Source organism: Streptomyces sp. PH9007 (assembly GCF_059813725.1).
In genome coordinates this window covers 588,106-612,663 of sequence record NZ_CM187440.1, presented here as the reverse complement: position 1 = coordinate 612,663, position 24,558 = coordinate 588,106, and the positions used below count along the sequence as shown (strand labels likewise).

The 24,558-nt window shown below is 70.7% G+C and carries 24 protein-coding genes and 1 tRNA gene; 13 read left to right on the top strand and 12 right to left on the bottom strand.

The window, feature by feature from the left end:
• Positions 1 to 113 precede the first annotated feature (113 nt).
• The 3 genes from ACTFAP_RS02610 to ACTFAP_RS02600 all read left to right on the top strand — a co-directional run bounded on the left by ACTFAP_RS02610 (position 114) and on the right by ACTFAP_RS02600 (position 3,220).
• Positions 114 to 1,046: an alpha/beta hydrolase gene (locus ACTFAP_RS02610; protein WP_500468112.1), complete on the top strand. Its 933-nt coding sequence runs from the start codon at positions 114 to 116 to the stop codon at positions 1,044 to 1,046.
• Positions 1,047 to 1,220: 174 nt separating this feature from the next.
• Positions 1,221 to 1,895, top strand: coding sequence for a TetR family transcriptional regulator (locus ACTFAP_RS02605; protein WP_495683313.1), 675 nt, complete (start codon positions 1,221 to 1,223; stop codon positions 1,893 to 1,895).
• 77 nt (positions 1,896 to 1,972) lie between these two features.
• On the top strand, positions 1,973 to 3,220 hold the full coding sequence (locus ACTFAP_RS02600) for a cytochrome P450 (protein ID WP_495683312.1): 1,248 nt from the start codon (positions 1,973 to 1,975) through the stop codon (positions 3,218 to 3,220).
• Between the two features lie 200 nt (positions 3,221 to 3,420).
• Here ACTFAP_RS02600 and ACTFAP_RS02595 read toward each other — a convergent pair whose 3' ends face one another.
• Both ACTFAP_RS02595 and ACTFAP_RS02590 read right to left on the bottom strand, forming a co-directional pair.
• On the bottom strand, positions 3,421 to 3,969 hold the full coding sequence (locus ACTFAP_RS02595) for a TetR/AcrR family transcriptional regulator (RefSeq protein ID WP_500468110.1): 549 nt from the start codon (positions 3,967 to 3,969) through the stop codon (positions 3,421 to 3,423).
• Between the two features lie 17 nt (positions 3,970 to 3,986).
• Positions 3,987 to 4,568, bottom strand: a complete 582-nt coding sequence (locus ACTFAP_RS02590; protein ID WP_495683310.1) for a DapH/DapD/GlmU-related protein — start codon at positions 4,566 to 4,568, stop codon at positions 3,987 to 3,989.
• 107 nt (positions 4,569 to 4,675) lie between these two features.
• On the opposite strand from ACTFAP_RS02590, the gene ACTFAP_RS02585 reads away from it, so the two are divergent.
• Positions 4,676 to 5,338 (top strand): TetR/AcrR family transcriptional regulator, encoded by a 663-nt coding sequence (locus ACTFAP_RS02585; RefSeq protein ID WP_500468109.1) that lies wholly within the window; start codon positions 4,676 to 4,678, stop codon positions 5,336 to 5,338.
• On the opposite strand, the gene ACTFAP_RS02580 is transcribed toward ACTFAP_RS02585, so the two are convergent.
• Positions 5,250 to 6,617 carry an MATE family efflux transporter gene (locus tag ACTFAP_RS02580; RefSeq protein WP_500468108.1) on the bottom strand — a complete coding sequence of 456 codons (1,368 nt, stop codon included), beginning with the start codon at positions 6,615 to 6,617 and terminating at the stop codon, positions 5,250 to 5,252. The genes ACTFAP_RS02585 and ACTFAP_RS02580 overlap by 89 nt on opposite strands.
• Positions 6,614 to 7,600, bottom strand: a complete 987-nt coding sequence (locus ACTFAP_RS02575; protein ID WP_500468107.1) for a phosphotransferase family protein — start codon at positions 7,598 to 7,600, stop codon at positions 6,614 to 6,616. Before ACTFAP_RS02575 ends, ACTFAP_RS02580 begins: the two co-directional genes overlap by 4 nt.
• Before the next feature lie 193 nt (positions 7,601 to 7,793).
• On the opposite strand from ACTFAP_RS02575, the gene ACTFAP_RS02570 reads away from it, so the two are divergent.
• Positions 7,794 to 9,098 (top strand): glucarate dehydratase family protein, encoded by a 1,305-nt coding sequence (locus ACTFAP_RS02570; RefSeq protein WP_500468106.1) that lies wholly within the window; start codon positions 7,794 to 7,796, stop codon positions 9,096 to 9,098.
• Positions 9,099 to 9,129: 31 nt separating this feature from the next.
• Here ACTFAP_RS02570 and ACTFAP_RS02565 read toward each other — a convergent pair whose 3' ends face one another.
• The 4 genes from ACTFAP_RS02565 to ACTFAP_RS02550 are packed head-to-tail and all read right to left on the bottom strand — an operon-like array spanning position 9,130 to position 12,710.
• Positions 9,130 to 10,173, bottom strand: coding sequence for a pyridoxal-phosphate dependent enzyme (locus ACTFAP_RS02565; RefSeq protein WP_500468105.1), 1,044 nt, complete (start codon positions 10,171 to 10,173; stop codon positions 9,130 to 9,132).
• Complete coding sequence (locus ACTFAP_RS02560) at positions 10,094 to 11,134, bottom strand: GHMP family kinase ATP-binding protein (protein WP_500468104.1); 1,041 nt, start codon at positions 11,132 to 11,134, stop codon at positions 10,094 to 10,096. Before ACTFAP_RS02560 ends, ACTFAP_RS02565 begins: the two co-directional genes overlap by 80 nt.
• Positions 11,131 to 11,958, bottom strand: a complete 828-nt coding sequence (locus ACTFAP_RS02555; protein ID WP_500468103.1) for a Rossmann-like domain-containing protein — start codon at positions 11,956 to 11,958, stop codon at positions 11,131 to 11,133. Before ACTFAP_RS02555 ends, ACTFAP_RS02560 begins: the two co-directional genes overlap by 4 nt.
• Entirely contained in the window at positions 11,955 to 12,710 is a 756-nt protein-coding gene (locus ACTFAP_RS02550; protein ID WP_500468102.1) for a class I SAM-dependent methyltransferase, read from the bottom strand. The genes ACTFAP_RS02555 and ACTFAP_RS02550 overlap by 4 nt, the downstream gene beginning before the upstream one ends.
• A 247-nt stretch (positions 12,711 to 12,957) precedes the next feature.
• Between ACTFAP_RS02550 and ACTFAP_RS02545 the strand changes: the two genes are divergently transcribed.
• The 4 genes from ACTFAP_RS02545 (at position 12,958) to ACTFAP_RS02530 (ending at position 17,402) form a co-directional block, all read left to right on the top strand.
• Positions 12,958 to 14,238: an MFS transporter gene (locus ACTFAP_RS02545; RefSeq protein ID WP_500468101.1), complete on the top strand. Its 1,281-nt coding sequence runs from the start codon at positions 12,958 to 12,960 to the stop codon at positions 14,236 to 14,238.
• Between the two features lie 286 nt (positions 14,239 to 14,524).
• The gene (locus ACTFAP_RS02540) at positions 14,525 to 15,628 is read left to right on the top strand and encodes a FecCD family ABC transporter permease (RefSeq protein ID WP_500468100.1); all 1,104 of its coding nucleotides are present in this window, start codon (positions 14,525 to 14,527) and stop codon (positions 15,626 to 15,628) included.
• Entirely contained in the window at positions 15,628 to 16,401 is a 774-nt protein-coding gene (locus ACTFAP_RS02535) for an ABC transporter ATP-binding protein (protein ID WP_500468099.1), read from the top strand. The genes ACTFAP_RS02540 and ACTFAP_RS02535 overlap by 1 nt, the downstream gene beginning before the upstream one ends.
• Positions 16,398 to 17,402 carry an ABC transporter substrate-binding protein gene (locus tag ACTFAP_RS02530; protein WP_500468098.1) on the top strand — a complete coding sequence of 335 codons (1,005 nt, stop codon included), beginning with the start codon at positions 16,398 to 16,400 and terminating at the stop codon, positions 17,400 to 17,402. The genes ACTFAP_RS02535 and ACTFAP_RS02530 overlap by 4 nt, the downstream gene beginning before the upstream one ends.
• Before the next feature lie 50 nt (positions 17,403 to 17,452).
• Here ACTFAP_RS02530 and ACTFAP_RS02525 read toward each other — a convergent pair whose 3' ends face one another.
• The 3 genes from ACTFAP_RS02525 to ACTFAP_RS02515 are packed head-to-tail and all read right to left on the bottom strand — an operon-like array spanning position 17,453 to position 20,727.
• Positions 17,453 to 18,112: a hypothetical protein gene (locus ACTFAP_RS02525; RefSeq protein WP_500468097.1), complete on the bottom strand. Its 660-nt coding sequence runs from the start codon at positions 18,110 to 18,112 to the stop codon at positions 17,453 to 17,455.
• A 54-nt stretch (positions 18,113 to 18,166) separates the two neighbouring features.
• Positions 18,167 to 19,069, bottom strand: coding sequence for a 5'-methylthioadenosine/S-adenosylhomocysteine nucleosidase family protein (locus tag ACTFAP_RS02520; RefSeq protein ID WP_500468096.1), 903 nt, complete (start codon positions 19,067 to 19,069; stop codon positions 18,167 to 18,169).
• Complete coding sequence (locus tag ACTFAP_RS02515; RefSeq protein ID WP_500468095.1) at positions 19,066 to 20,727, bottom strand: AbeC-like domain-containing protein; 1,662 nt, start codon at positions 20,725 to 20,727, stop codon at positions 19,066 to 19,068. Before ACTFAP_RS02515 ends, ACTFAP_RS02520 begins: the two co-directional genes overlap by 4 nt.
• A 162-nt stretch (positions 20,728 to 20,889) precedes the next feature.
• Here ACTFAP_RS02515 and ACTFAP_RS02510 point away from each other — a divergent pair, with 162 nt between their 5' ends.
• Positions 20,890 to 21,612, top strand: coding sequence for an NUDIX hydrolase (locus ACTFAP_RS02510; protein WP_500468094.1), 723 nt, complete (start codon positions 20,890 to 20,892; stop codon positions 21,610 to 21,612).
• A gap of 94 nt (positions 21,613 to 21,706) precedes the next feature.
• On the opposite strand, the gene ACTFAP_RS02505 is transcribed toward ACTFAP_RS02510, so the two are convergent.
• Positions 21,707 to 21,794, bottom strand: a tRNA-Leu gene (locus ACTFAP_RS02505).
• Positions 21,795 to 21,868: 74 nt separating this feature from the next.
• Here ACTFAP_RS02505 and ACTFAP_RS02500 point away from each other — a divergent pair.
• The 3 genes from ACTFAP_RS02500 (at position 21,869) to ACTFAP_RS02490 (ending at position 24,552) form a co-directional block, all read left to right on the top strand.
• Positions 21,869 to 23,221, top strand: a complete 1,353-nt coding sequence (locus tag ACTFAP_RS02500) for a M20/M25/M40 family metallo-hydrolase (protein ID WP_400012545.1) — start codon at positions 21,869 to 21,871, stop codon at positions 23,219 to 23,221.
• Positions 23,222 to 23,345: 124 nt separating this feature from the next.
• Complete coding sequence (locus tag ACTFAP_RS02495; protein WP_030727506.1) at positions 23,346 to 23,579, top strand: chaplin; 234 nt, start codon at positions 23,346 to 23,348, stop codon at positions 23,577 to 23,579.
• Positions 23,580 to 23,730: 151 nt separating this feature from the next.
• The gene (locus tag ACTFAP_RS02490; RefSeq protein WP_500468092.1) at positions 23,731 to 24,552 is read left to right on the top strand and encodes a chaplin; all 822 of its coding nucleotides are present in this window, start codon (positions 23,731 to 23,733) and stop codon (positions 24,550 to 24,552) included.
• Positions 24,553 to 24,558 lie beyond the last annotated feature (6 nt).

The following is a 24,558-nucleotide window of genomic DNA, read 5'->3' as shown; positions in this document are numbered from 1 at the left end:
GGTCCGCCCCGCCGTACGCGGCCTCCCGTAGCCTCCCGCCGCGCCTTGCTGACATCGTTTCGCCCGGTCGCGGCCGTCCATGGGCGGACGCCGCGCGGAACCCAAGGAGCGATGTGCCACTCGACCCCTTCCTCGCCGCGAAGCTGCACCTCATCGACGGTCTGCACTGGGACGACCCGGCGGACCCCGAGGCCGGACGGCGGTTCGACGCGTTCTTCCGCGATCCGGCGCCCTGGCCGGAACCCGAGGCCGACACCGAGGAGCACACGGTGCCGGGGCCGCACGGCCCGGTCCCGATACGCGTCTACCGGCCGCGCGGCCGGCGGCCGGGCCCCGCGCTGCTGTGGCTGCACGGCGGCGGGTTCCGGGCCGGCGATCTGGACATGCCCGAGGCCCACCTGGTCTCCGCCGAACTCGCCGCCCGCGCGGCCGCGCTGGTGGTCTCGGTGGGCTACCGGCTCGCCGTGGACGGCGTCCGCTACCCGGTCCCGGTCGACGACGTCCGCGCCGCCTGGCAGTGGCTGACCGGGCCCGAAGCGCCCCCGTACGCGGGGCCGCCGGCCCTCGGCGGCGCCAGCGCGGGCGCCGCCCTCGCGCTGTCGGCCGCGATCCGGCTGCGCGACGCCGGGTCGGTGTCACCGCCCGCCGCGCTGCTGCTCGCGTACCCCTTCGCGCACTTCCCGGTCCCCGTGCTGGACGACGACACGGCGGCGCTGATGCGCGGACTGCCCTCGATCCTGCGGTTCGACACCGCGTCGATCGAGGACATGGTGCGCAACTACGTGGGCCGGATCACCGAACTGCCCCCGGCCGCCATGCCGGGCGCGGCCGGCCTCACCGGGCTGCCGCCCACCGGCATCGTCCTGTCCGAACTGGACGACCTGCGGCCCTCGGGCGATCTGCTCGCCCGTCAGCTGACCGAGTCCGGTGTTCCCACCCGCACCTATCTGGCGGCCGGCATGCTGCACGGCCATCTCAACCGCACCCCGTCGCTGGCCGAGGTCGACCGTTCCCTCGCCTTCTTCGCGACCCTTCTCACCGGCTGACCCCGTCCGCCCCCCGCCCGCCCGCCGGGTCCCCCGGCCGGCGGGTGCCGCCGCCCGGCCCGCTTGCGTAAGCTGCCCTCCTCCGGCCCGGCCGACCGGGCCCGGACGGCGCGACGGCGTACGGGGACCGGCCTTCGCGGCACGGCGGGCGCGCGGTCCCGGGCGGTGATGAGGATGGCGGGCGGAACGAGACGGGCCGAACAGGTCAGCGCGACCCGGGACGCGCTGCTGACCGCGGCGGAGCGGCTGTTCGCCGAGCGCGGGGTGCACGCGGTCGCGCACCGGCAGATCAGCGAGGCCGCCGGGCAGGGCAACAACGCCGCCGTCAGCTACCACTTCGGTACCAAGGACGAGCTGATCCGCGCCCTCGCGCGCCGGCACGCGGAGCGGATGGAACGCATCCGGGTCCGGCTGATGGCGGGCCTGGACGATTCCGCCGGGCTGCGGGACTGGGTCACCTGCTTCGTGCGCACGCTCACCGACCACCTGGAGTCGATGGGCGGCGGCCCCACCTGGTACGCCCGCTTCATCGCCCAGGTCACCGCGGATCCCGCGCTGTACGCGCTGGTGGCGGAGGAGACCGTGGCCGTCTCGCCCTCGCTGACCCGGCTGCACGCGGGCATGAACGGCGCTCTGCCCGATCTGTCCGCCGGTGTGCGCGCCGAACGCGCCGCCATGACCCGCCATCTGATCGTTCAGATGGCCGTCGAGCGAGAACGCGCCCTCGCCGCGAACGCCCCCACGGCACACGCCTCCTGGCCGGACATGGCAACGGGCCTGATCGACGTGATCGTCGCGCTGTGGCAGGCGCCCGTCACCCGGATGGATGAAATTAAAGCGAACGCTTGATGAGTGATCCGGACGGGTGCTTCGCTGAGTGAGCGGGGACAGCGACTCACCGGCTCACAGGCTCACAGGAGAGCGATATGACCTCAGCAGGCCACGCGACCCAGCCACCGCTCATCGAGGACGACCCCAGCCCCGAGGACTTTCCGATGGCCAGGGCGGCCCGCTGCCCCTTCGACCCGCCCCCGGCCCTGGCCGCCATGCAGCGGCGCGCCCGGTTCGAACGGGTCAGGCTGTGGGACGGCAGCACCCCGTGGCTCGTCACCCGCTACGCGGACCAGCGCGCGCTGCTGCTCGACCGGCGGGTCAGCGCCAACCCGTTCACCCCCGGCTATCCGCTCCCGACACCACTGACCGGCCGCTCCTCCTTCAGCTTCATCCTGCGCGATGACCCCGAACACGCCCGGCTGCGCCGGATGGTGCAGGCCCCCTTCACCATCAAACGCGTCGAGGCGATGCGGCCCGCCGTCCAGCGGATCGTCGACGACCGGATCGACGAGCTGCTCGCCGGCCCCCGCCCCGCCGATCTGGTCCGGGCCTTCGCGCTGCCGGTGCCCTCCCTGGTGATCTGCGAACTGCTCGGCGTGCCGTACGCGGACCATGACTTCTTCCAGCAGCACAGCGCCGTCCTCCTCAGGGGGGACGTGGACCCGGCGCTGCGCTCGGCCGCCCTTGAGGAACTGACCGGCTACCTGGACGATCTGATGGGCCGCAAGATGGCGGCCCCGGCCGACGACCTGCTGTCCGGCCTGGTCTCCCGGGTGGAATCGGGTGAGCTGACCCGCCAGGAGGCCGCCCAGATGGGCGTGCTGCTGCTGGTGGCCGGCCACGAGACGACCGCCAACATGATCGCGCTGGGCACCGCCGCGCTGCTCGAACACCCGGCGCAGCTCGCCCTGTTGCGCGAGAGCGACGATCCGGCGCTGATCACCTCCGCGGTGGAGGAGCTGCTGCGCTATCTCACCATCACCCACAACGGGCGGCGCCGGGCGGTGCTGGAGGACATCGAGATCGCCGGCGTGACCCTGCGCGCCGGTGAGGGCATCATCTGCTCCAACGACATCGCCAACCGCGACCCGGACGCCTTCACCGACCCCGACCACCTGGACCTGGCCCGCGGCGACGCCCGCCGGCACGTCGCCTTCGGCTTCGGGGTGCACCAGTGCCTGGGCCAGCCGCTGGCCCGCCTGGAACTCCAGGTCGTCTGCGGCACTCTGTACCGCAGGATCCCCACCCTCCGGCTCGCCGGGGACGGCGGCCCTGGCGATCTCGCCTTCAAGCACGACGGTGCCGTGTACGGCGTGTACGAGCTGCCCGTGACCTGGTGAGAGCCCCGGCGGCGGCCGGCGAGCCGGAACAGCACACCTAGGGCCTGTCTGACAAATCCCGCCTGGCCCGCGACGCCTGGCACGGCACCTCGCTGCGTTGCAGAGACGCCCGAGTAGCCCACTACGAGGGCGCCCCTGCGCCTTGCGATGCACCGCACCAGACGCCGCGGGCCTGACCGGCGCTATTTGTCAGACAGGCCCTAGCCGGCCGCCGCCGTGATGCGGGCGATCGCCTCGACCGTCAGGGCCCGGTCGTGCGGCTCCCGGGCCAGCGCGCGGTGCAGGGTCAGCCCCTCGATCAGCGCGTCGAGCTGCCGGGCCGTCGCCGGGTCGAAGTGCTTCTCCAGATGGACCCGGCTGCGCCGCATCCACTCATGGGTGAGTTCCCGGTAGGCGGGCCGGCGGGTGGCGAGGGTGTACAGCTCCTGGGTGAGGACGAGATCGCGGGGCCCGTCCTCCGACATGCTGTGCACCAGGTCGGCGATCGCCGACCGCGCCCGGTCCCGGTCGGCGCAGCCGCCGAGATGGGCGTCGAAGAGCGCGACCATCCGGTCGGTGAACCGTCCGAACGCTTCTCGCAGCAGCTGGTCGATGCCGGTGAAGTGGTACGTCATCGACCCCAGCGGGACCCCGGCGCGGGCGGCGATCCTGCGGTGCGAGACGCCCGCGACGCCGTCCTCGGCGATGAGGTCGAGCGTCGCCGCGATGATCCGCTCGCGCCGCAGTGGGTCCGGGTTTCCGGTGGCCATGGTGGTGGTCGGCCGGCTCAGAGGTTCCGGACCGGGCGGGCCGGGTTGCCGACCGCGACGACGTTCGCCGGCACGTCCTTCGTGACGACCGCGCCGGCGCCGATGACCGAGTTGTCCCCGATGGTGACCCCGGGCAGGACGATCGCGCCGCCGCCCAGCCACACGTTGTCGCCGATGGTGATCGGGCGGGCGGCCTCCAGCTTGTCGCGCCGGGGCTGTGGCTCCAGCGGGTGGGTGGGGGTGAGCAGTTGGACGTTCGGCCCGATCTGGCAGTCCGCCCCGATGGTGATCGCCGCGACGTCCAGGGCGGTGAGGTTGAAGTTGGCGAAGGTGCGCGGGCCGATGGTGATGTTGCTGCCGTAGTCGACGTACAGCGGCGGTGTCAGGTGGGCCTCCTCGCCCAGGGAACCCAGCAGTTCCTCCAGGATCGGCCGGGCGGCGGACACGTCCTCGACGTAGGCGGCCTGGTAGCGGGCGGCCAGCCGTACGGCCCGCTGGTGCCGGCGGGCGATCTCCGGGTCGTCGGCGATGTAGAGGTCACCCGCCTCCATGCGTTCGAGGTTGCTGCGGGGGTCCTGGGCGAAGTGGTCCGTGGCCATGCGTACGATCGTACGCTCCTGAGCGTACGGCCGTACACTCCCGCCGTGTGAGAACGTAGGCCCGACGGGATGCCCGCCGACCCCGGAGGACGGCTGTGTCAGGAACGGTGCCGCGAACGGCGGCCTCCCCAGGGGGCTATGCCAGGGGCCGGGCCCGCCGCGAGCAGATCGTGGCGGCCGCCGTGGAGGCGTACACCGAGACCGGCTACCACGGCGCCTCGCTGCGGGAGATCGCCAAACGGGCCGGCATCAGCCACGCCGGGCTGCTGTACCACTTCCCCAGCCGCGAAGCCCTGCTGGCGGCGGTACTGGAGCGGCGCGACGCACAGGACGCCCGGCGGGCCGGCACGCCCGTGCCCTCCCCGATGGACATGGTGCGCCATCTGCTGAACCTGGCCCGGCACAACGGACGCCACCCGCCGATCGTCGAGCTCTATGTCCGCCTGGCGGCCGAGGCGTTCGCCCCCGATCACCCGGCGCACGACTACTTCACCCGGCACTACGCCCAGGTGCGCGCGTTCGCCAGGAGCGCGCTGGAGGAACTGGGCGCCGCCGGACAGTTGCGGGAAGGCGTCGACCCCGCCACCGCGGCGGTCGCTCTGGTGGCCCTGATGGACGGCCTCCAGGTGCAGTGGCTGACCAGCCCCGGCGAGGTCGACATGGCCGGCACCCTGCGGTTCTTCATCGAGCGGCTGCTGCGGGCACCCGACGGCCCGCCCGGGCCGCCGGACGCGAGCGGAGCAGCACCGTCAGCGCCGCCGCCGCGGTGATCACCTCACCGGCCGCCAGCGCGATCCACACCCCCAGGGTTCCGGTGCCCCCGAGGACCACCACCAGCGGCACTTTGACGAGCACCAGGGCGCCGACGGACAGCAGATAGGCGGGTCGTGGCCGGCCCAGCGCCTGGAAGTACCCGGCGGCCAGCGGGGCGACCCCGGCCACGGCCTGGCCGATGCCGATGACGCGCAGCCCGTCGCGCGCGACCGCCGCGGTCGCCGGATCGTTCAGGAACAGCCCCACCAGCGGTTCCGCCGCGACCACCAGCACCGTCGCGGTGACCACGCCGTACAGCAGCGAGCCGCGCAGCGCCAGGGTACGGGCCCGGGCCACCCGTTCTGCCAGTCCGCGCCCCGCGTTGTAGCCGACGATGGGCTGCAGACCCTGGCTGATGCCGGTGTGCGGCATCATCGCGAACGTCTGGAGGCGGGCGCACACGGCGTACGCGGCCAGCGCGGTGACCGCCCCCGCCGCGGCCAGGGTGGTGTTGACCAGTACGGCCAGCAGCGTCACCCCGGCACCCGCGAGGAAGGACGGCAGTCCAAGACCCAGCAGCCCGCGCAGGGTTCCGGCGTGCGGGCGCAGCGCCGAAGCCCCCACCCGGTAGGGGCGGTTGCGGCGGCCGAAGAAGAACCACAGGCTCATCGCGGCGGACACCGCCTGGCCGCCGACGGTGCCCAGCGCCGCGCCCCGTGCCCCCATGCCCAGGCCGAAGATCAGCAGCGGGTCGAGGGTGATCTGGACGGCCACCGGCACCACCCACAGCAGCGTCGAGAAGCCGATCCGGCCCTCGGCGCGCACCAGTCCGGAGAAGCCGGTGGAGACCACCGCCCCGCACAGCAGGATCACCGCGTAGGCGCGGGCGTCCTCGCGCAGCGGCCCCTGCGCCCCGAGCAGGGTCAGCAGCGGGTCAAGGAAGACCAGCCCGAGCACGGTGGTGGCCAGTGCCACGGTCCAGAAGAGGGTGAAGGCGTTGCCGGCCGCCCGGGCGGCGGCCCGGGGGTCGCCCGCTCCCAGCGCGCGGGAGATGAGAGAGGCGCCGCCGGCGCCGACGGTGGTGGACACGGCGCCGAGCAGGAGCAGCAGCGGCGCGACCAGGTTGACGGCGGCCATCGCCTGGTCGCCCACCCCGCGGCCGACGAACCAGGCGTTGGTCAGGGCGTAGACGCCGTAGACGCCGACCGAGGCGGTGGTCTGGGAGCAGGTGTGCCACAGCAGCCGGCCCACCGGCCGCTCGGCCAGCCGGGCCGCCGCGTCGGTCTGGGCCCTCACCGCCTGGGGCGGCCGAACAGGGCCATGACCTCGGTCAGTCGCTCGCGCGCCCAGTCGTACTGGCGGGTGTCGGTGTGGCCTCGGTAGTCGGTCTCGATGATCATGACGAGCACCAGGTACAGGCAGTACAGCCGGCGCCGCCAGGTCTCGTTCTCGGTGAGCGGGCCGTGTCCGTAGCCGCGCAGGAAGGCCGTGGAGTCGCCGAAGGCGGCCAGTTGGGTACCGGTGAAGCCGGCCTCGATCAGCGGGTCGCCCCAGAAGGCCCGTTCGTGGTCGATGACGCACACGATCCGGCCCTCGCGCACCATGACGTTGCTGCCCCACAGGTCCCACTCGACCAGGCGCGGCTCGGTCACCGCGTCCAGGGTCGCGGCGTACTCGGTGAGCACCGCGCGTACGGTCGCGTACGGCCGTCCGAGGTCCACCGCCCGCCGTTCCCCGTCGGCGAGGACGTCCTCGAACATGTCGGTGAACACCCGTCGCCAGCTGGAGTCGCCGGGGCCGGCCAGCGGGCCGAAGGCGGTGCCCCGTACGGAGTTCAGCTCGCGGTTGGCGGCGCCCAACTGCTCGTGATAGGCGTCGCGTTCGGCGGCGGGGAGGCCGTCCTCGATGATGCCGAGGTTGTCGGCGTCGATGAACGGCATGAAGAAGTAGTCCGCGTCGCACAGTTCGTGGCCGCGGTCGGCGAAGTCCACGGCGGGGACCGGGACATCGGTGTGCTTGCGGATGAGTTCCAGCGCGGCGAGTTCGATGCCCATCGCGCCGCGCTCGTAGGTCAGTACCTCCACCCCGGGCGGTGGGGCGATCTTCAGGACGACCTCGGCGCCGTCCCGCAGGCGGATCCGGTAGGCGACGTTGAACCAGCCGTGCCCCAGCTCCCGGGCCCATCCCTCGCCGAGCGGGACCCGCTCGGCACCGTAGGCGCGCTCGATCATGGCCCGCAGGACGGCGGGCCGCTGGCGGTTCTTGGTGATGCTCTCCACGGAGAGATTTCTACCAGGTGGTTGGAATTGCCACCAGGCCCCGCACGGGCACGATGTCCCGCCCCGCTCAGGGACGTTGCGGCAGCCGGGCCGCCCCGGGCGCGCCGCGCGCCGACCCTTGACCCGGGCCGCCGCCCTCCCTACTCTCCGCCTTCATGGGTGAACAGCGTCCACATATGGAGACAACCGTCTGATGAGCCGGCTCACCATCACCGCCGTACGGCTGACCCCGATCCTCGTGTCCGACCCCCCGCTGCTCAACACCCAGGGCGTCCACCAGCCGTACACCCCCCGCCTGGTCGTCGAGGTGGAGACCGCCGACGGGGTCACTGGCCTCGGAGAGACCTACGGGGACACCACCTACCTCCGGCACGCCCGCCCCCTCGCCGACGCCCTGCCCGGACACCGCGTCAGCGACCTCAACGCCCTCTTCGCCCTCGCCGACCGCGTCTGCGGCGACGCGCCGCCCGCCACCGGCGCCGCCACCCTGGACGTCGGCGGCCAGCGCGGCGTGCTCACCGCCGACAAACTGCGGCTCTCCGTCGTCTCCGCCTTCGAAGTGGCCTGCCTGGACGCCCTCGGACGCACCCTCGGGCTCCCCGTGCACGCCCTGCTGGGCGGCAAGGTCCGCGACAGCGTCGACTACAGCGCCTACCTCTTCCACCGCTGGGCCCGCCACCCCGACGGCGTCCCCGGCGAACCCGACGACTGGGGCGCCGCGCTCGACCCCGCCGGCATCGTCACCCAGGCCCGCCGCTTCGCCCGCGAGTACGGCTTCACCTCCTTCAAGCTCAAGGGCGGGGTCTTCGAACCGGACCGGGAGATCGCCGCCGTGCTCGCCCTCGCCGAGGCGTTCCCCGGCATGCCGCTGCGCCTGGACCCCAACGGCGCCTGGTCCGTGGAGACCTCCCTGTACGTCGCCGGCCGGCTGCGCGGCGTCCTGCAGTACCTGGAGGACCCGGTCACCGGCACCGACGCGATGGCCCGCGTCTCCGCCCGCACCGACATCCCGCTCGCCACCAACATGTGCGTCACCACCGTCCCGGAGATCCGGGAGGCGTTCACCCGGGACGCCGTCCAGATCGTGCTCTCCGACCACCACTACTGGGGCGGACTCCACCGCACCAGGGAACTGGCCGCCGTCTGCCGCGCCTTCGGCATCGGCCTGTCCATGCACTCCAACACCCACCTGGGCATCAGCCTCGCCGCGATGACCCAGGTCGCCGCCACCGTCCCCCACCTCGACTACGCCTGCGACAGCCACTACCCCTGGCAGCGCGAGGACGTGATCACCGCCCGGACGCGCTTCCGGAACGGCCGCGTCACCGTCTCCGACACCCCGGGCCTGGGCGTCGAACTCGACCGCGAGCGGCTGGCCGCACTGCACCGGCGCTGGCTGGACGAGAGCGCGTACGGCCACTACCGGGACCGGGACGACGCCGCCGCGATGCGGGTCGCCGACCCCGGTTGGCATCCCCCCGCCGTACCGCGCTGGTGACCGCCCGCGCCGCCCGCCCGCACGGGCCCCGTCAGCCGCGCGGTGCGCCGGTGACCTGGACCGCGGTCCGCCGCTGCGCCGCGGGCCCCTGCGCGCCGGACCACTCCATCCGGCACCAGGGGAGGGCGAGTTCGGCCGGGGAGGTGACCGTACGGGGGGAGAGACGCTCCAGCGGGACGGCCTCGCGGTGCCGGCCGAAGACCGTGTCGACATACCGGTGGCCGGTGTCCGCGGCGATGAAGACCACCGTGCGTTCCGGGTCGCGGCGGTGCTCCCAGCGGGCGGCGAGATACGCGGCGCCGGTGGACAGGCCGGCGAAGACCGCGTGCCGGCGCAGCAGATCGACGCTTCCGGCCAGCGCGGCGTCGAAGGCGGTCCAGTGCACGGTGTCGTAACCGGTGTGGGAGACATTGCCCATCGGGATGGAGGAGCCGATCCCGGCGATGATGATCTCCGGGTCGGTCACCCGCTCGCTGCCGAAGGTGACACTGCCGAACGGCTGCACGCCGACCAGGGAGAGGTCGGTGCCGCGTTCCCTGAGGTACCTGGCCAGCGCCCCGGTGGACGCGCCGGACCCGACGCCGCCGACCAGGGTGAGCGCCTGTCCCGCTGTCTCCCCGGCGACGGACGCGGCGACGGCCCGGTAGCCGAGGTAGTGGATGTCGTCGTGGTACTGGCGCATCCAGTGGTAGCTCGGGTGTTCGGCGAGGATCTCGTGGACGCGCCGCACCCGCCGCCTCTGGTCGAGTTTGAGGTCGTCGCTGGGCGGCATCTGCTCCAGCCGGGCGCCGAGCACGGCGAGTTGGGTGCGCAGCGCCGCGTCGATGGTGGTGGAGCCCACGATGTGACAGCGCAGGCCGTGCCGGTGGCAGGCGAGGGCGAGCGCGTAGGCGTAGATGCCGCTGGAGCTGTCCAGCAGGGTGTCGCCGGGCCGTACGGTGCCGCGCTCCAGCAGGTGCCGCACGGCGGCGAGGGCGGAGACGACCTTCATGGTCTCAAAGCGCAGGCAGATCAGTCCGGGTTCGAGGCGTATCAGGTCGGGGGCGCCGATCGCGTCGGCGACGTGGTCGTGCATGCGTGCTCACCTTCTCGTTCTCTGTGTCCGGCGTGCTCGCGGACGTCGTGAAGATCCGGGTGGTGGGGATGCCCGTGCGCTCCAGCCGGTGGAGGCAGCGGCGTATCCGTGGTCGCAGGCAGGGGAGGGCGGGGTCGAAGAGCACTCCGGCGACATTGCCGCTGTGCGCGATCTGGACGCCCGCCGCGCCGGTCTCGGCCGCGATGGCCTCCAGCAGCGGGAGTTCCTCCTTCGTGAGCAGTCGCTGGTGGAGACGGGCGCTCGCGGTGCAGACCCGGCCGAGCAGCGCGGTGTCGGCGGTGGTGACGGCGCGCCGCAGCAGGCCGCGCAGCCTCTCGTACGTGGTCACGTCCTCGTCGCGGTAGGCGTCGGTGGGCAGGGCCAGGGTGTCGACCGGTGCGCCGCCGCCGGTGGCGCAGCCGACGACCACGGCCGGCGGCAGCGCCGTGCCGAGCACTTCGAGGACGCGTCCCTCGCGCTGGGCGAACAGGACGGGGGCCTGCCCGTCGTCGAGCATGAGCGGGTCGCAGGCGTGCTCGGCGCCCACCGCCAGCCGGGCCACCTCGTGCGCGGTCAGCGCGACGCGGTAACCGGCGGCCACCGCCCGGATGGTGGCGATGATGTCGCTGGTGGACGAGCCCATCCCCAGGCCCACCGGGACGGCGCCGCGCAGCAGCAGCCGTCCGCCGCACGGCGCCCGTCCGGTCCGGGCGGCGCACTCCGCGATGGCCGAGGCCGCCGCGCGCAGCGCCTTGACCCGGTCCGGGGGATGCACGGTGAGCCGGCCGGCGGGGTCCTCCGGGCACGGAATGAACTCCGCGCGGCTGCCCAGCGAGGCGGTAGCCGGCAGGGAGAGGGTGACCAGGCCCAGCGAGGTCCGGCCGGCCCGGTCGCGGAAGGCGCCCTGCAGGATCTCGCCGTGGTGACAGGGGGCCTCCCCGGTGCCGGCGGACGGGATCACGCGGTGGCCCGGTACCGGTACAGCACCGTCGGCTCGGCGCTGAACTGGGAGAAGGGGAAGGGCTCCGCGGACAGCGCGGTCACCCCGTTGCCGAGGAAGGCGCGGGCGACGGCGCTGCCGCTCTGCGCGTAGACCACCAGCGGGACGCCGCGCTCCCGGCAACGGCCGAGGATGGTGTCGAAGGAGCCGTTGCCCAGGGTCATCCCGGTGGCGACCACCGCGTCGGCACAGCCCAGGACCTCGTCCATGGAGTCGGTGACGGGCTCCTGCCACTGGGTGGTGCGGAGGTTGAAGTCACAGGGCAGGCAGACCCCGCCCCGGTCGCGGATGGCGGCGACCAGCGGGTTGACGACGCCGATCAGGGCGACCTTGGCGCCCTCGGGGATGTCCAGCAGTCCGGCGATGGCCGAGTCCCGGGCGCGGGCGCGTTCCTCCGGCGTCCCCCGGGGGAGGGCGACCGGCTCGGCGGCCGGGTCCTCCCGGTGCGGCGACGCCTCGGCGAGGAGGGCGTCGAGCGCCGCCAGCCGCAACGGGCGCGGGACCTCCTCGCCGAGCAGGGCGCTGAGCGGGGCGCCGGTGTACTGACGGCACAGCGCCGGGTCGGTCTCGCCGTCCTCGACGGCGCAGGCGCCGAACGACCCGCCGCTGCGCACGAGCAGATACTGATTGAGGTAGGTGGTGTTCCCGCCGGACAACCGGGTGCCGTGGTGCAGCCAGAAGACGGCGGTCGCGGTGGGGGAGCCCGGGCCGGCGCCGGTCGGGTCCGCCAGTACGGCGCGGCGCAGCTCCTCGACGGTGGCGGGCGGCGCGGTGGGCCGGGTCATGCGGTGGGCTCCTGGTGGCGGGCCGCCGGGAGGGTGAGCCGGAAGAGATAGGTCAGCACGCCGTCCTGCCAGTCGTGGCGCAGGGTCACCTCCGGGTGGAAGCCGAGGGACTGGGCCTGACCGATGATGGCGCGCAGGTCGGCGGTGTTGGAGGCGATGAGGTGGACCTCGCCCCCGGCCGCGAGCAGGTCGCCCTCGGCGAGCCGGCCGAAGAAGGCGGCCAGCAGCGGGGCGCCGACGCACACATTGCGCACCACGTCGGGGTCCTCGCTCACCCGCCTGCTGACGGCGGGCGGGTTGAAGGTGATGACGTCCAGCCGCGTCCCGGGGGGCAGCGCGTCGAACAAGTCGGAGACGAGCGGGTGGAAGGCGGTCCCCGGACGGTCGCCAATGAGCCGCTCGTAGTGCCGCCGTGTGGTGGCGACCGACTCGGGGTGGATGTCGAGCGCGTAGATCTCGCGGGCGCCGCGCTGCCCGGCCGCGACCGCCTCGATTCCGAGGCCCACGCCCATGGCGGCGTAGCGGCGGCCGGCCACCTCGATGCGGCCGTCCAGGATCCGCTCGTGGATCATGCGGCTGGTTTCCCCCGGCTGGAAGACGCCGGGCGGCAGGTCGAACGTCCAGCCGTTCCAGGTGTGCCGGCGGGTGGTGTGGAGGTCGGCCCTGGGCTGGTTGAGAGCGATGATCCGGTCGGCCGGCAGGGGCGGGGGAAGCTGATCGGCGAACGCCGGTCCTGGCGCCGGGTGATCCACGAGGTCTCCCTTGGTAGCGGAGTGGTCGCACTCCGATGACCGTGCGAGTATTACAAACGATTTTCATTTCTGTCTAGAGTTACCCCTGGCCCCAACCGCCCCCCGTGGCACGGGAGTAGACGCCGGACGGGCACCTGTGTCGCTGCCCGCCGACCGGTGGTCGCGGACGCACCGTGGGGCCGTACACCCTCCGCCCCGCACGACTGACCGCACGTCAGGCCGATCCGACCCTCAAGGAGGCACCACCGTGGCCGGTCCCCCCGCGTCCACCCTGGAACCCGTCACCGCCGACCGCCCGCGGTCCGTGCTGCGCGAGGTCTCCTTCCTGCGGCTGTGGGCGGGCTCGACCGCCTCCGGCCTGGCCACCTGGGCGATGCCCTTCATCCTCGGGCTCGCGGTGCTGCACAGCGCCATCACGCCCACCGCGCTCGGCCTCGTACTGGCCGTACGCACCGTCGGGTTCCTGATCGCGGTGCCCGTCGGCGGTGTCCTCGCCGACCGCTGGTCGCGCCGGGCAGTCGTACTGTGGTCCTCGCTCGCCGCCGCCGTCGCCACCCCCGTACTGGCGATGGCCCTGGGGCGTTCGGTCGCCCTGATGGCCGTGGCCGGCGCGGTGATCGGCGCCGGGCAGGGCGCCTGCCGGCCGGCCTTCCAGGCGCTGACCGCCGAGGTCGTCCGGCCCGTACGGCGCCAGCAGGCCAACGCCGCGATGACGCTGGCCGTCCGCGTCACCACGCTGGCGGGGCCCGCGCTGGCCGCGCTGCTCGCCACCGTGCTGGACGTACCCACGCTGCTGCTGGGCAGCGGCGTGCTGTGGCTGGCCGCCGCCCTCCTGCCGCCCCGGGGGAAACCCGCCCCTGCCCCCGCCCCCGCACCCGCCGGGGCCGGACGGCCCGGATTCACCGCGGAGTTCGCCGACGGCGTGCGGGAAGCGCGCCGCCACCCCTGGTTCCTGGGCGGCCTCGTGGCGCTCGCCGCCGTCATCGCCACCGGATACTCGGCCACCGGAGTCGTTCTGCCGATGGTCAGCCGGGACCGCTACGGCACCGAGGCCGTCCTCGCCACCGCCGTCACCGCCTACACCGCGGGGGCCCTGCTCGGCGCGCTGCTCATCTCCCGCTGGCGCCCCCGCTCCCAGGGCTGGGCCGCGCTGGCGGCCCTGGCCTGCTACGGATTCGCCCCGCTGAGCCTGTGGATCCCGGGTCCTGTGGCCCTGGTGGTGGTCGCCTACGTGGTGGCGGGCGTCGGCATCGAACTGTTCAACGTCCCCTGGTTCACCGCCATCCAGCGCGAGGTGGAACCGCGACGGCTGGCCAGGGTCTCCTCGCTCGACTTCATGGTCTCCTACGGCCTGGCCCCCGTGGGCCTGGCCCTGATCGCCCCCGCCGTCGACGCCTTCGGGCCAGGACCGGTGCTGGGCCTGTGCACCCTGGTGTGCTTCCTCGTCCCGGCGGGCGCGGCACTGGTGCCCACCGCACGCCACTTCTCGCGCGGCGGGGCACGGTCCGCCCCGGAGGCGGCCGGCTAGGCCCTGTCCGGGCGATCTTCTTCGGGCCCGCGACGCCATACACGGCACCTCGCTGCGTTACCGCATCGCGCGAATACGGCCAAGTATGAGCTGCGATCCGGTGCCTTGCGATGCACCGCGTCTGACGTCGCGGGCTGATCCTCGAAGATCGCCCGGACAGGACCTAGGAGGCGGGGGTGCGGGGGAGTGGCCGCACGGTGTGGGCCCCGCTCCACGGCTGCCGCGAAGGTCCCCTCGGGCGCGACCGTTTGACGAAACGGGCGCGGCGCACAACACTGATACGACAATGATTTCCATTATCGACAGATTGCGTGAGCCCCAGGGGGATCTCGCCGTCCGCCCGGACCCCGGGCCCACCGGCCGGGGCCTCGTCCTCCCCGTCCTCGCCCTGCTCGCCGTGCTGATCGTCTCGGTGGTCGTGGCCATCGGTCTCGGCCCGGCCGCCATCTCACCCGCGGACACCACCCGTTACCTGTGGGCCGCGCTCACCGGCGGCACCATCCCCGCCGAGAACCTGACCGGCTACCAGATCATCTGGGAGGTCCGCACCCCCCGCGTGCTGCTGGCCGTCGTCGTCGGCGCCGGCCTCAGCGTGGTCGGCGTCGCCGTACAGGCCCTGGTACGCAACGCGCTGGCCGACCCGTTCGTCCTGGGCGTCTCCTCCGGCGCCTCGGTCGGCGCCGTCGCCGTCATCGTCCTCGGCGGCTTCGGCGCCCTCGGCGTCCACGCCCTGTCGGCCGGCGCCTTCGCGGGGGCGCTGGCCGCCTCCGCCCTCGTGTACCTGGCCTCCTACAGCCGCACCGGACTCACCCCGCTGCGCCTCGTCCTGACGGGGATCGCCCTCGCCTACGGCTTCCAGGCCGTCATGAGCGTCATGGTCTATCTCGCCCCCGACGGCGAGGCCACCCACACCGTCCTGTTCTGGACACTGGGCGGGCTCGGCGCCGCCACCTGGGGCTCGCTGCCCACCGTTGCCGTGATCGTCCTCGCCGGGGCCTTCGTCCTGCACCGCCACGCCCGGGCCCTGGACGCCATGGCACTGGGCGACGAGACGGCCGGCAGCCTGGGCGTGGACACCACCGCCCTGCGGCGCGGCCTGTTCGTCATCACCTCCCTGATGACCGGCGCGATGGTCGCCGTCAGCGGAGCCATCGGCTTCGTGGGCCTCGTCATGCCGCACCTGGTCCGCATCCTCGTCGGCGCCCGCCACGCCCGGGTGCTCGTCCTCGCCCCGCTCGTCGGCGCCGTCTTCATGGTCTGGGCCGACCTCGTCGCCCGCACCCTCGCCGCTCCGCGCGAACTTCCCCTCGGCGTCATCACGGCCCTGGTCGGCGTCCCGGTGTTCATCACCCTGATGCGCCGCAAGGGCTACGTCTTCGGAGGCCGCTGATGACCCTGCGACTCGACGCGCTGGGGGTCGAGAGAAACGGCCGCGCCCTGGTCCGCGACCTGTCCCTGGACGTGAGCAGCGGCCAGATCACGGGCCTCGTCGGACCCAACGGCAGCGGCAAGTCCACCGCCCTGCGCTGCGTCTACCGGGCGCTCGCCCCCACCACCGGCACCGTATGGCTCCACGACCGCGAGCTGACCACCTACAGCCGCCGCGAGAGCGCCCGGCACATCGCCGCCCTCACCCAGGAGAGCGGCTCCGAACTCGACTTCACCGTCGCGGAGATCGTCGCCCTGGGCCGTTCCCCCCACCTGCGCGGCAACCAGGCACTCGGCCCCCACGAGAGGGAGCTGTGTCACCGCGCCATGGCACAGCTTGATGTCCTCCACCTCGCCGACCGGGGCGTCCTCACCCTCTCCGGCGGCGAACGCCAACGCGTGCTCGCCGCCCGCGCCCTGGTCCAGGAACCCGACGTCCTGGTGCTCGACGAACCCACCAACCACCTCGACATCCGGCACCAGATCGAGCTGCTCACGCTGCTGCGCCGTTCCGGCCTCACGGTCGTGATCGTGCTCCACGACCTCAACCTCGCCGCCGCCGTGTGCGACCGCGTCGGCGTACTGGCCGACGGCGCCCTGGTCGCGGCCGGCACACCGGGCGAGGTGCTCACCCCCGCGCTGGTGCGCACCGTTTTCGGCGTCGAGGCCACCGTCGTCCCCCACCCCCTGACCGGCCACCCGCAACTCCTCTACTCCCTGGGAGCCCCCGCATGACCCGACGCCTGCGCGCCGCCGCCCTCGTCGCCGCCGCCCTGCCCCTGGCCGCCTGCGGCGCCGACGTCGCGACGGACGACGACGCATCGGGCGCCACGACGGTGACCGTCCCGCGCTGCGGCGAGGACGTGACGTACCAGCGCCCCGAGCGCGCCGTCGTCTACGAGGCCGGCAGCGCGGACAAGATGTTCGTCCTGGGCCTGACCGACCACGTGCGCGGCTACGTCATGCCACCCGCCAACCCGCCCGTGGAGGAGTCCCCGTGGGCCTCCGAGTACGCGAAGGTGGAGATGCTGAGCGATGACCTGCTCAACCGGGAGCTGGTCGTGGACGCCGGGGCGGACTTCGTCGTCGCCGGCTGGCGCTCGGGCTTCAGCGACGAGCGCGGCATCACACCCGAACTCCTGGACACCCTCGGCATCCAGAGCTTCATGCACAGCGAGACCTGCTACAACTACCCCGAATACCCGGTGGACTTCACCCCGATCGAGGGGCTGTACCGGGACCTGGAACTGCTCGGCAGGATCTTCGGCGCCGAGGACCGGGCCGAGGAGGTCGTCGCCGGGATGCGCGAACGCGTCGCCGCCGTCGAGGAAGCGGCCCCGCCCGGTCGCGCGCCCCGCGTCTTCGTCTACGACTCCGGCACCGACCAGCCGTTCACCTCCGGCAACCAGGCCCCGCCCCACGAGATCATCGAGACAGCCGGCGGTGAGAACGTCTTCGCCGACCTGACCGACCGGTGGACCACGGTGGGCTGGGAAGCGGTCGTCGACGCCGACCCCGAGGTCATCGTCATCCTCGACTACCAGGACCGCCCGGCCGAGGAGAAGATCGACTTCCTGCGCTCCTCCCCGGTGACCCGCAACCTCCCGGCCGTGCTGGCCGACAACTTCTACATCCTCGACTACAACGAGGCCATCAGCGGCCCCCGCATCATCGACGGAGCCGAGGGCTTCGGCACCTACCTCCGCGACCTGTACCCGGAGGGCACCGACGGCTGACGAATCTGGCCTCGTCCCTCCCACCCGAGCGGAAGGGACGAGGCCAGCTTCTACGAGGCCGGGTGCACGGTCGAACTGTTCATCCACGCCGATTCGAATTGCTGCAGGGCGATGTTGTACAGAAGGCCGGGCGCCCGTGCATACAGACACGGAGAATTTCTTCCGTGAGCAGACCGACTGTAGAAGGTGAGAAACGCGGCCTTGTCCGTGGCGATCACTCGGCATGTGTTCGGCAGATTGAAGCCGCGTACTTCGACGTTGCGTTGCGAGCGGGACACGTGCGCGAGATAGGTGAGATTTGTTTGCACTTGACTCCTGAGTAGTCCTGGGGAGAAGCCGGGATCAAATCGGGAGACATCGCGTGACCGCTGATCTAGCCAAGAGTCGGCCCGGCTGCTTGTATCGGGCAGTAAAATCTGTACCGACTCCATGGGAAGGTCGCCAGACCAAAGTGGGGAGAATGCTTCCCGGGTGAGGACGTTGCCGCGCCCCGCCAGTATCTTGATCCAACGAGCCTGAGCCAGATCTCTTGCGATGTCCTGCTCGGCAGAGGACTGAGATCGATACACGCGGAACAGCCCGATCCCTGTGCACCATGAGCAGGTGGCGACCATCCACCATCGCAGGCGAGAACTACGTAGAAAGCCGAGGGCCAGAATGATGGCGCTGGCTGCCAGTGAACTGAGGACTCCGAAAAGGAACGCGGCCATGTGAATTTCCTCCCGGGTAGCTTGTGTTCCCGATGGGACCCTTTTCGATGCTGGTTAGCAGAGATAGGGGAGAAGCCTGCGCAGGACATGGGCGGCGTTGCATGCTGCGAGTTCATGATGCCCGTGTCCCTTCTTCTCGTCCGCATTGTCGGACACGCCACGGATGACGATCCAGCCAGGATTGAATTCACCATGGATGGAGTTCTCCTGCCAGTACTGGCTCAATCCTCCGGCCTCCATGTCTACGGCTAGAACTTTTTCGTGATAGTCCGTAAGGTAGCTCCGGATCTCGTTCTCGCGGTCTGCGATGACCGCCTCCCCTGATCCGATGACTCCTGGATAGACTTCGTACTCCTCGGACGAAGAAGCAAGCGTTTGGCCGTGGATTTTGGCCGGAGTTCCGTGGTCGGTGAAGTAGGCATTCACTGCGTGCACGATCGGTGCGGGTGCCTGCCGGTGCTCGCCACGGCGTCGGACGTCTCCTAGAGGATTGATCTTGCGGTTCTCGTAGTAGACGACGTCGGTCGAGACAATGACGTTGCCAATGCGGGCATACTCGTCGTGGATTCCACCTCCAACGCCGACCAGCGCCCACAGTCGCGGGTTGTAGCGACGGCGCAGGTTCTCAAGGGCGGCCATCGTTGACCTCTGGCCCTGACTTTGGCTCTGAGTGGCCACTACGCGGACGGCGCCCTCCGGCGTCTGGTGGCCACCTCGGTAGAAGTACAGGCCGCCGGGTTCCTTGTGGCGTTCCAACTTCAGTTCGTTGGCCACGGCCCGGAGTTCCTCGCTCAGGATCGTGACCACTCCGATGTCCCAGTGCACCGTCTCACTGTCGCGCGGAGTATCGAGTTGGTGAACCGGGCCGCTCACGGAGACATTGGCCAGCTCGCCGATGGCGTTATTGCTGAAATCGTTGCTGTTTCCGTGATTAACGATTCCTCGATTGATGCTCATTTGTTCCCTCCGTTACTCGGATTCGGGCTTCCCTGCTGGCCTCCGGAGACGGTGGCCTGAGATCCGTCTCCCACGGCGTTGTTGCTGAACGTGTTGTTGTCGCCGAAGCTGAAAATCCCGCTATTGATGATCTTGAGTGCTCGGTCATTGAACTCGGATGTATCGACATTTCGAGAATGCAGAAAGTCGCTGGATGCTCGAAGTAGCCGCTGCTCAATCGTCTTCATCCGGCCGAGGATGTCGCTCTTCTCGAGCTGAATCTTCGGCCATGACTGGGCCGACTTCTCTCGGATGCTGACGCGAGTTCCGATCAGTACGTTGCGAATGGGTGCCATGGTGAGATCGCTGGGAAGGAGCGCTGCCTTGCCCAGTGCGTAAAAGTATCTCGTGATCCGCCAGATTCGTGGGACCTCGGCAGGTAGTGTGGATAGTTCACGCAATGCGGCCCATGCGACAGATATGGCTCCATTCTGCCCGAACTCCTCCGTGCGCTGGAATGATCTTGGGGTGTGGGCGAGTACGCACGCTGCTGTGGAAATGCTCAGTGTGCGTCCCTGTAGGCTGACATGCAGCAGAACGGTCGCCACGAACTCTGCTCCCTCTGCGGGTGTCGTGACTTCAAGAAAATGATGCTGCTTGGACCCGGGCGTGTTGATAATGGCGCGCATCGTGGAATCGTCGACTTGGAGCGGCAGTAGAGAGCGGTCTGCCGCTACGTCGGTTTCCGCGACGTAGACCCGGTCCTGGACGTGTACGGGAAGCCGAACGTCCTGACTGTCGGTCTCCAGTTGCTGAACGGCCTTTCGTAAATAATCGACAAGTTCGTGCGCTTGAAAGGGGGGTACTGGGTGCTCGAGTTCATGAAGAGGTGCGTTGTCGTCCTCGCTGGGGCGCAACAATTGAATGCTCATCGGCGGGTTCCACTGATAGACAATTTCCCCGGCTCCGATGAATGGTGACTCCTCCCCGAAAAGAGTAAACATGGTCAGGTCGTCTTCGTCTTCGCTGTGCCGGGGGCGGCGGTACACGGCACAGGCGTGATATTGCTGTGCGTCTGCCGCCTGTTGCCGGCGGGACAACTGCTTCGGCCGGAGATTTGTGGCGTGGAGGATTTGGATCAGGATCACCTGACGCACCGCCCCGACCACGAGGTAGGCGACAACAACCGTCCCGGACAGGCGCACGGCCAGCATGGCATCGGCCGGCCAGAACACCGTGACGACGGTGCCCGTCGTTACCAGGGAGAGAGCGGCCGCGGAGAGAAGTCGCACTTCGCGCAACTTCTCCGAGCGCCTCCAGGTGAAGATCAGACTGCTCAGACCCCGGTACTCCCCTATCCGGCCCAGGCCGCGGCGTTTCGAGCGGCGCCCGGATCCGGCCTTCCGGTCGGTGCCCCTGAGCAACGTCGCCAGGTGGATCAGTCCCAGCAGCGCGAGGCCGCACGTGACCAGCACGGTGGCCGGCAGGGATCCTGTGAGGGCCGGAACAATAGCGGCGGCCAGCACGGTGATACGCAGCAGCGAGCTCAGCGCTGCGGCCCGCCACGCGTGGCGCATGACGGGAACGATGTCGAACCCGTATGACGGAGCGACTCTTCGATGCGGAGCCGTGCACACCTCGCGGACGACCAGATCACGGAATCGTTCGTCCGCGTACACGCCGGAGCATAAGTGCCGTGTGGCGGCGGTCGGTTCGCCAGCCACTTCCTGGGCCGGTGGCCCATGGGGAGTGATCATGATCTTCCCCGCCTCGTAGGGTTATGGTGGATCCGACCATAAGTGTCGCTCTGGTTTAAGTCAATGTGACCTTTAGGGGTACTGGTGGATGACTGGCTGAAAGACTCCACGGAGGTGGAAGCATCGTGGGTGACGGTGGACCTGGCGATCTTCACGCTCCGGGACGATCAACTGATGGTCCTGCTGGTCGAACGCGGGGTGGAACCGTTTCTCGGTCGGCCTGCGCTCCCCGGTGGTTATGTCCAGAAGAATGAGACCTTGAGGGAAGGGGCGCTACGCGAACTGTGGGAGGAGGCGGGCATCGACGGCGGCCGACTGCATCTGGAGCAACTGGGCGCCTACGGCGACCCCGGGCGTGACCCCAGGGGAAGGGTCGTCACCATCGCCTTCCTCGCCCTCGGGCCTGATCTCCCTGTCCCTGTGGGCGGCACCGACGCCCAACGTGCTTACTGGTCTTCGGTGTCTCGACTCACCAGCAGTGGTGGCGAACTGGCATTCGATCACATGTGCATCCTCGTGGATGCTCTGGAGGAGATTCGCAGAAAGTTGGAGTACACGGCCATTGCCACGGCGTTCTGTGGAGAAACCTTTAGTCTGAGTGAACTTCGCAGGGTTTATGAAGTTATCTGGGGGCAGCGCCTGGACCCAAGTAACTTCCGCCGGAAGGTGATCAATACTGCGGGGCTCGTCGAGCCGACGGGGGAGCAGCAGGTTCCTGCGACCGGGCGGCCCGCTGCTCTCTACCGCCGGGGGAACGCGTGGCTGCTCAGTCCTCCTCTGCTGCGTGGTGGCGGGCAACTCGCGTAGGAGTCGGTCGAACTTGCAGCTGCGGGGCGTTGCCTTCCGTCGCCACACACGACAAGGCCCCACGGTTCGCAGGGAACCGTGGGGCCTTGACCGTTGGTGTCCGAGGGGGGACTTGAACCCCCACGCCCATAAGAGGGCACTAGCACCTCAAGCTAGCGCGTCTGCCATTCCGCCACCCGGACCGGGTGTGTCGCTGTGACTGAGGGAAACCATAGCAAAGTCCCGGCCTTGGTGATCTCCGGGGGGCGGGGGGAGGATGGGCATCCCATCGTGTGAGGAGCACAGCGTGAGCGCATCGGACGCCGGAGGGCAGCGGGCGGAGCAGGAGGTCGTGGACCTGTGCCGGGACCTGATCCGCATCGACACCAGCAACTACGGGGATCACTCCGGGCCCGGTGAACGGGTCGCCGCCGAATTCGTGGCCGGTCAGCTGGCCGAGGTAGGGCTCGACCCGCAGATCATCGAGTCGCACCCGGGGCGGGCCTCCGTGGTGGCGCGGATCGAGGGGGAGGACACCTCCCGGCCCGCGCTGCTCATCCACGGGCACACCGATGTGGTGCCGGCCAACGCCGAGGACTGGACGCACCATCCGTTCTCCGGGGAGATCGCCGACGGCTGCGTGTGGGGGCGCGGCGCGGTCGACATGAAGGACATGGACGCCATGACCCTCGCGGTGGTCAGGGAGCGGATGCGCAGCGGGCGCAAGCCGCCCCGGGACATCGTGCTGGCCTTCCTCGCCGACGAGGAGGCCGGTGGTGTGTACGGGGCCCGGCATCTGGTCGACAACCACCGCGACCTCTTCGACGGGGTGACCGAGGCGATCGGTGAGGTCGGCGGGTTCTCCTTCACCGTGAACGAGAAGCTGCGGCTGTATCTGGTCGAGACCGCCCAGAAAGGCATCCACTGGATGCGGCTCACGGTGGACGGCACCGCCGGGCACGGGTCGATGACCAATAGCGACAACGCCATCACCGAACTGTGCGAGGCCGTGGGGCGTCTGGGCCGGCACAAGTTCCCGGTGCGGGTCACCAAGACGGTGCGTTCCTTCCTGGACGAACTGTCGGACGCGCTGGGTACCGAGCTCGACCCGGAGAACATGGACGAGACGCTGGCCAAGCTGGGCGGCATCGCCAAGATCATCGGGGCGACCCTCCAGAACACCGCCGCCCCGACCCAGTTGGGCGCCGGCTACAAGGTCAACGTGATCCCCGGGCAGGCGACCGCGCACGTCGACGGGCGCTTTCTGCCGGGCTACGAGGAGGAGTTCCTCGCCGACCTGGACCGCATCCTGGGGCCGCGGGTCAGGCGCGAGGACGTGCACGCCGACAAGGCGGTGGAAACCTCCTTCGACGGCGCGCTGGTGGACGCCATGCAGAGCGCGTTGCAGGCCCACGACCCGATCGCGCGGGCCGTGCCGTACATGCTCTCGGGCGGTACCGACGCCAAGTCCTTCGACGATCTGGGCATCCGCTGCTTCGGGTTCGCACCGCTGAAGCTGCCGCCGGAGCTGGACTTCGCCGGGATGTTCCACGGCGTGGACGAGCGGGTGCCGGTGGAGGGACTGCAGTTCGGGGTCCGTGTGCTCGACCGTTTCCTGGACGAATGCTGATCGCTCCGGTGTGCGATGTTAGTCGGGATGGGTGAATATCCCTTAACCCTCGTAGCCTTGTTCTCTCCTCCTCGTTACTCGGGGTGCGGCCCTGCTGGGTCCGCATTGTCTACGAGGAGGAAGCATGATCAAGAAGGTCGTCGCCACCGCGGCTGCCACCGGCAGCCTGGTGCTCGCGGGTGCGGGCATGGCCGTCGCCAGCTCCGGCGCCCAGGGTGCGGCCGTGGGCTCCCCCGGTGTCATCTCCGGCAACGTTGTTCAGGTGCCGATCCACATCCCGGTCAACGTCTGTGGCAACACCGTGGACATCATCGGGCTGCTGAACCCCACCTTCGGCAACACCTGCATCGCCAAGTGACATTCGGCCCCACTCCATGAGGGCCTGACACCAGGCGGTCCCGGAGCGCGTACGCCGCGCTCCGGGACCGCTGGGGGTCGTTACGCATGGCGCGGGATGCCCTCAGCCCCCACCCCGCGCCTCCATGAAGGAACAAGGCAGGGGAAACACCATGCGACAGGTCACCAGGAAGGGCCTGCTCTCCGTAGCCGCCGCGGGCGGGATGCTGGCCATGGCGGGCGGTACGGCGCACGCCGACGCCGACGCCCATGGCGGTGCCGCCAATTCACCGGGCGTGGCTTCGGGCAACACCGTTCAGGTGCCGATCAATGTGCCGATCAACGTCTGCGGCAACACGATCAATGTGATCGGCGTACTGAACCCCGCTTTCGGGAACACCTGCCAGAGCGGCACTCCCGGCGGCGGCAAGCACGAACCCGGCCACGAGGCCGGTCAGGGCGGGGCCCAGGCGGAGGGCGGCGCCGTCGACTCGCCCGGCGTCGGCTCCGGCAACAACGTCCAGGTGCCCATCGATGTCCCCGTCAATGCCTGCGGCAACGGCATCGACGTGGTGGGTGTGCTGAACCCGGTCTTCGGCAACGAGTGCTACACCGAGGCGCCCCCGGTCGAGCACCCCGAGCACCCGGGTGAGCCCGGCGAGCCCGAGCAGCCGGAGGAGCCGGGCGGTTCCGGTGGCTCCGGTGGTCCGGGCGGCCCCGGCGGTTCCGGTGGATCGGGCGGCGGTGACTCCGAGGAGCCCGGCGGTTCCGGTGGGTCGGGCGGCGGCGACGCCGGCGGTTCCGGTGGCGGCGGCTCCGAGGCCCCCGACGAGGAGCAGCCCGGCAACGAGCCGAGCGAGCAGCTGGGCGGCGGCGAGCTGGCCGAGACCGGTAGCAGCGGCCCGGGCCTGGGCGTGATGCTTCCCCTCGGCGCCGGCCTGATGGTCGGTGGCGTGGTGCTGTACCGGCGTGGCCGGGCGGCGCGTCAGTCCTGACGAGCC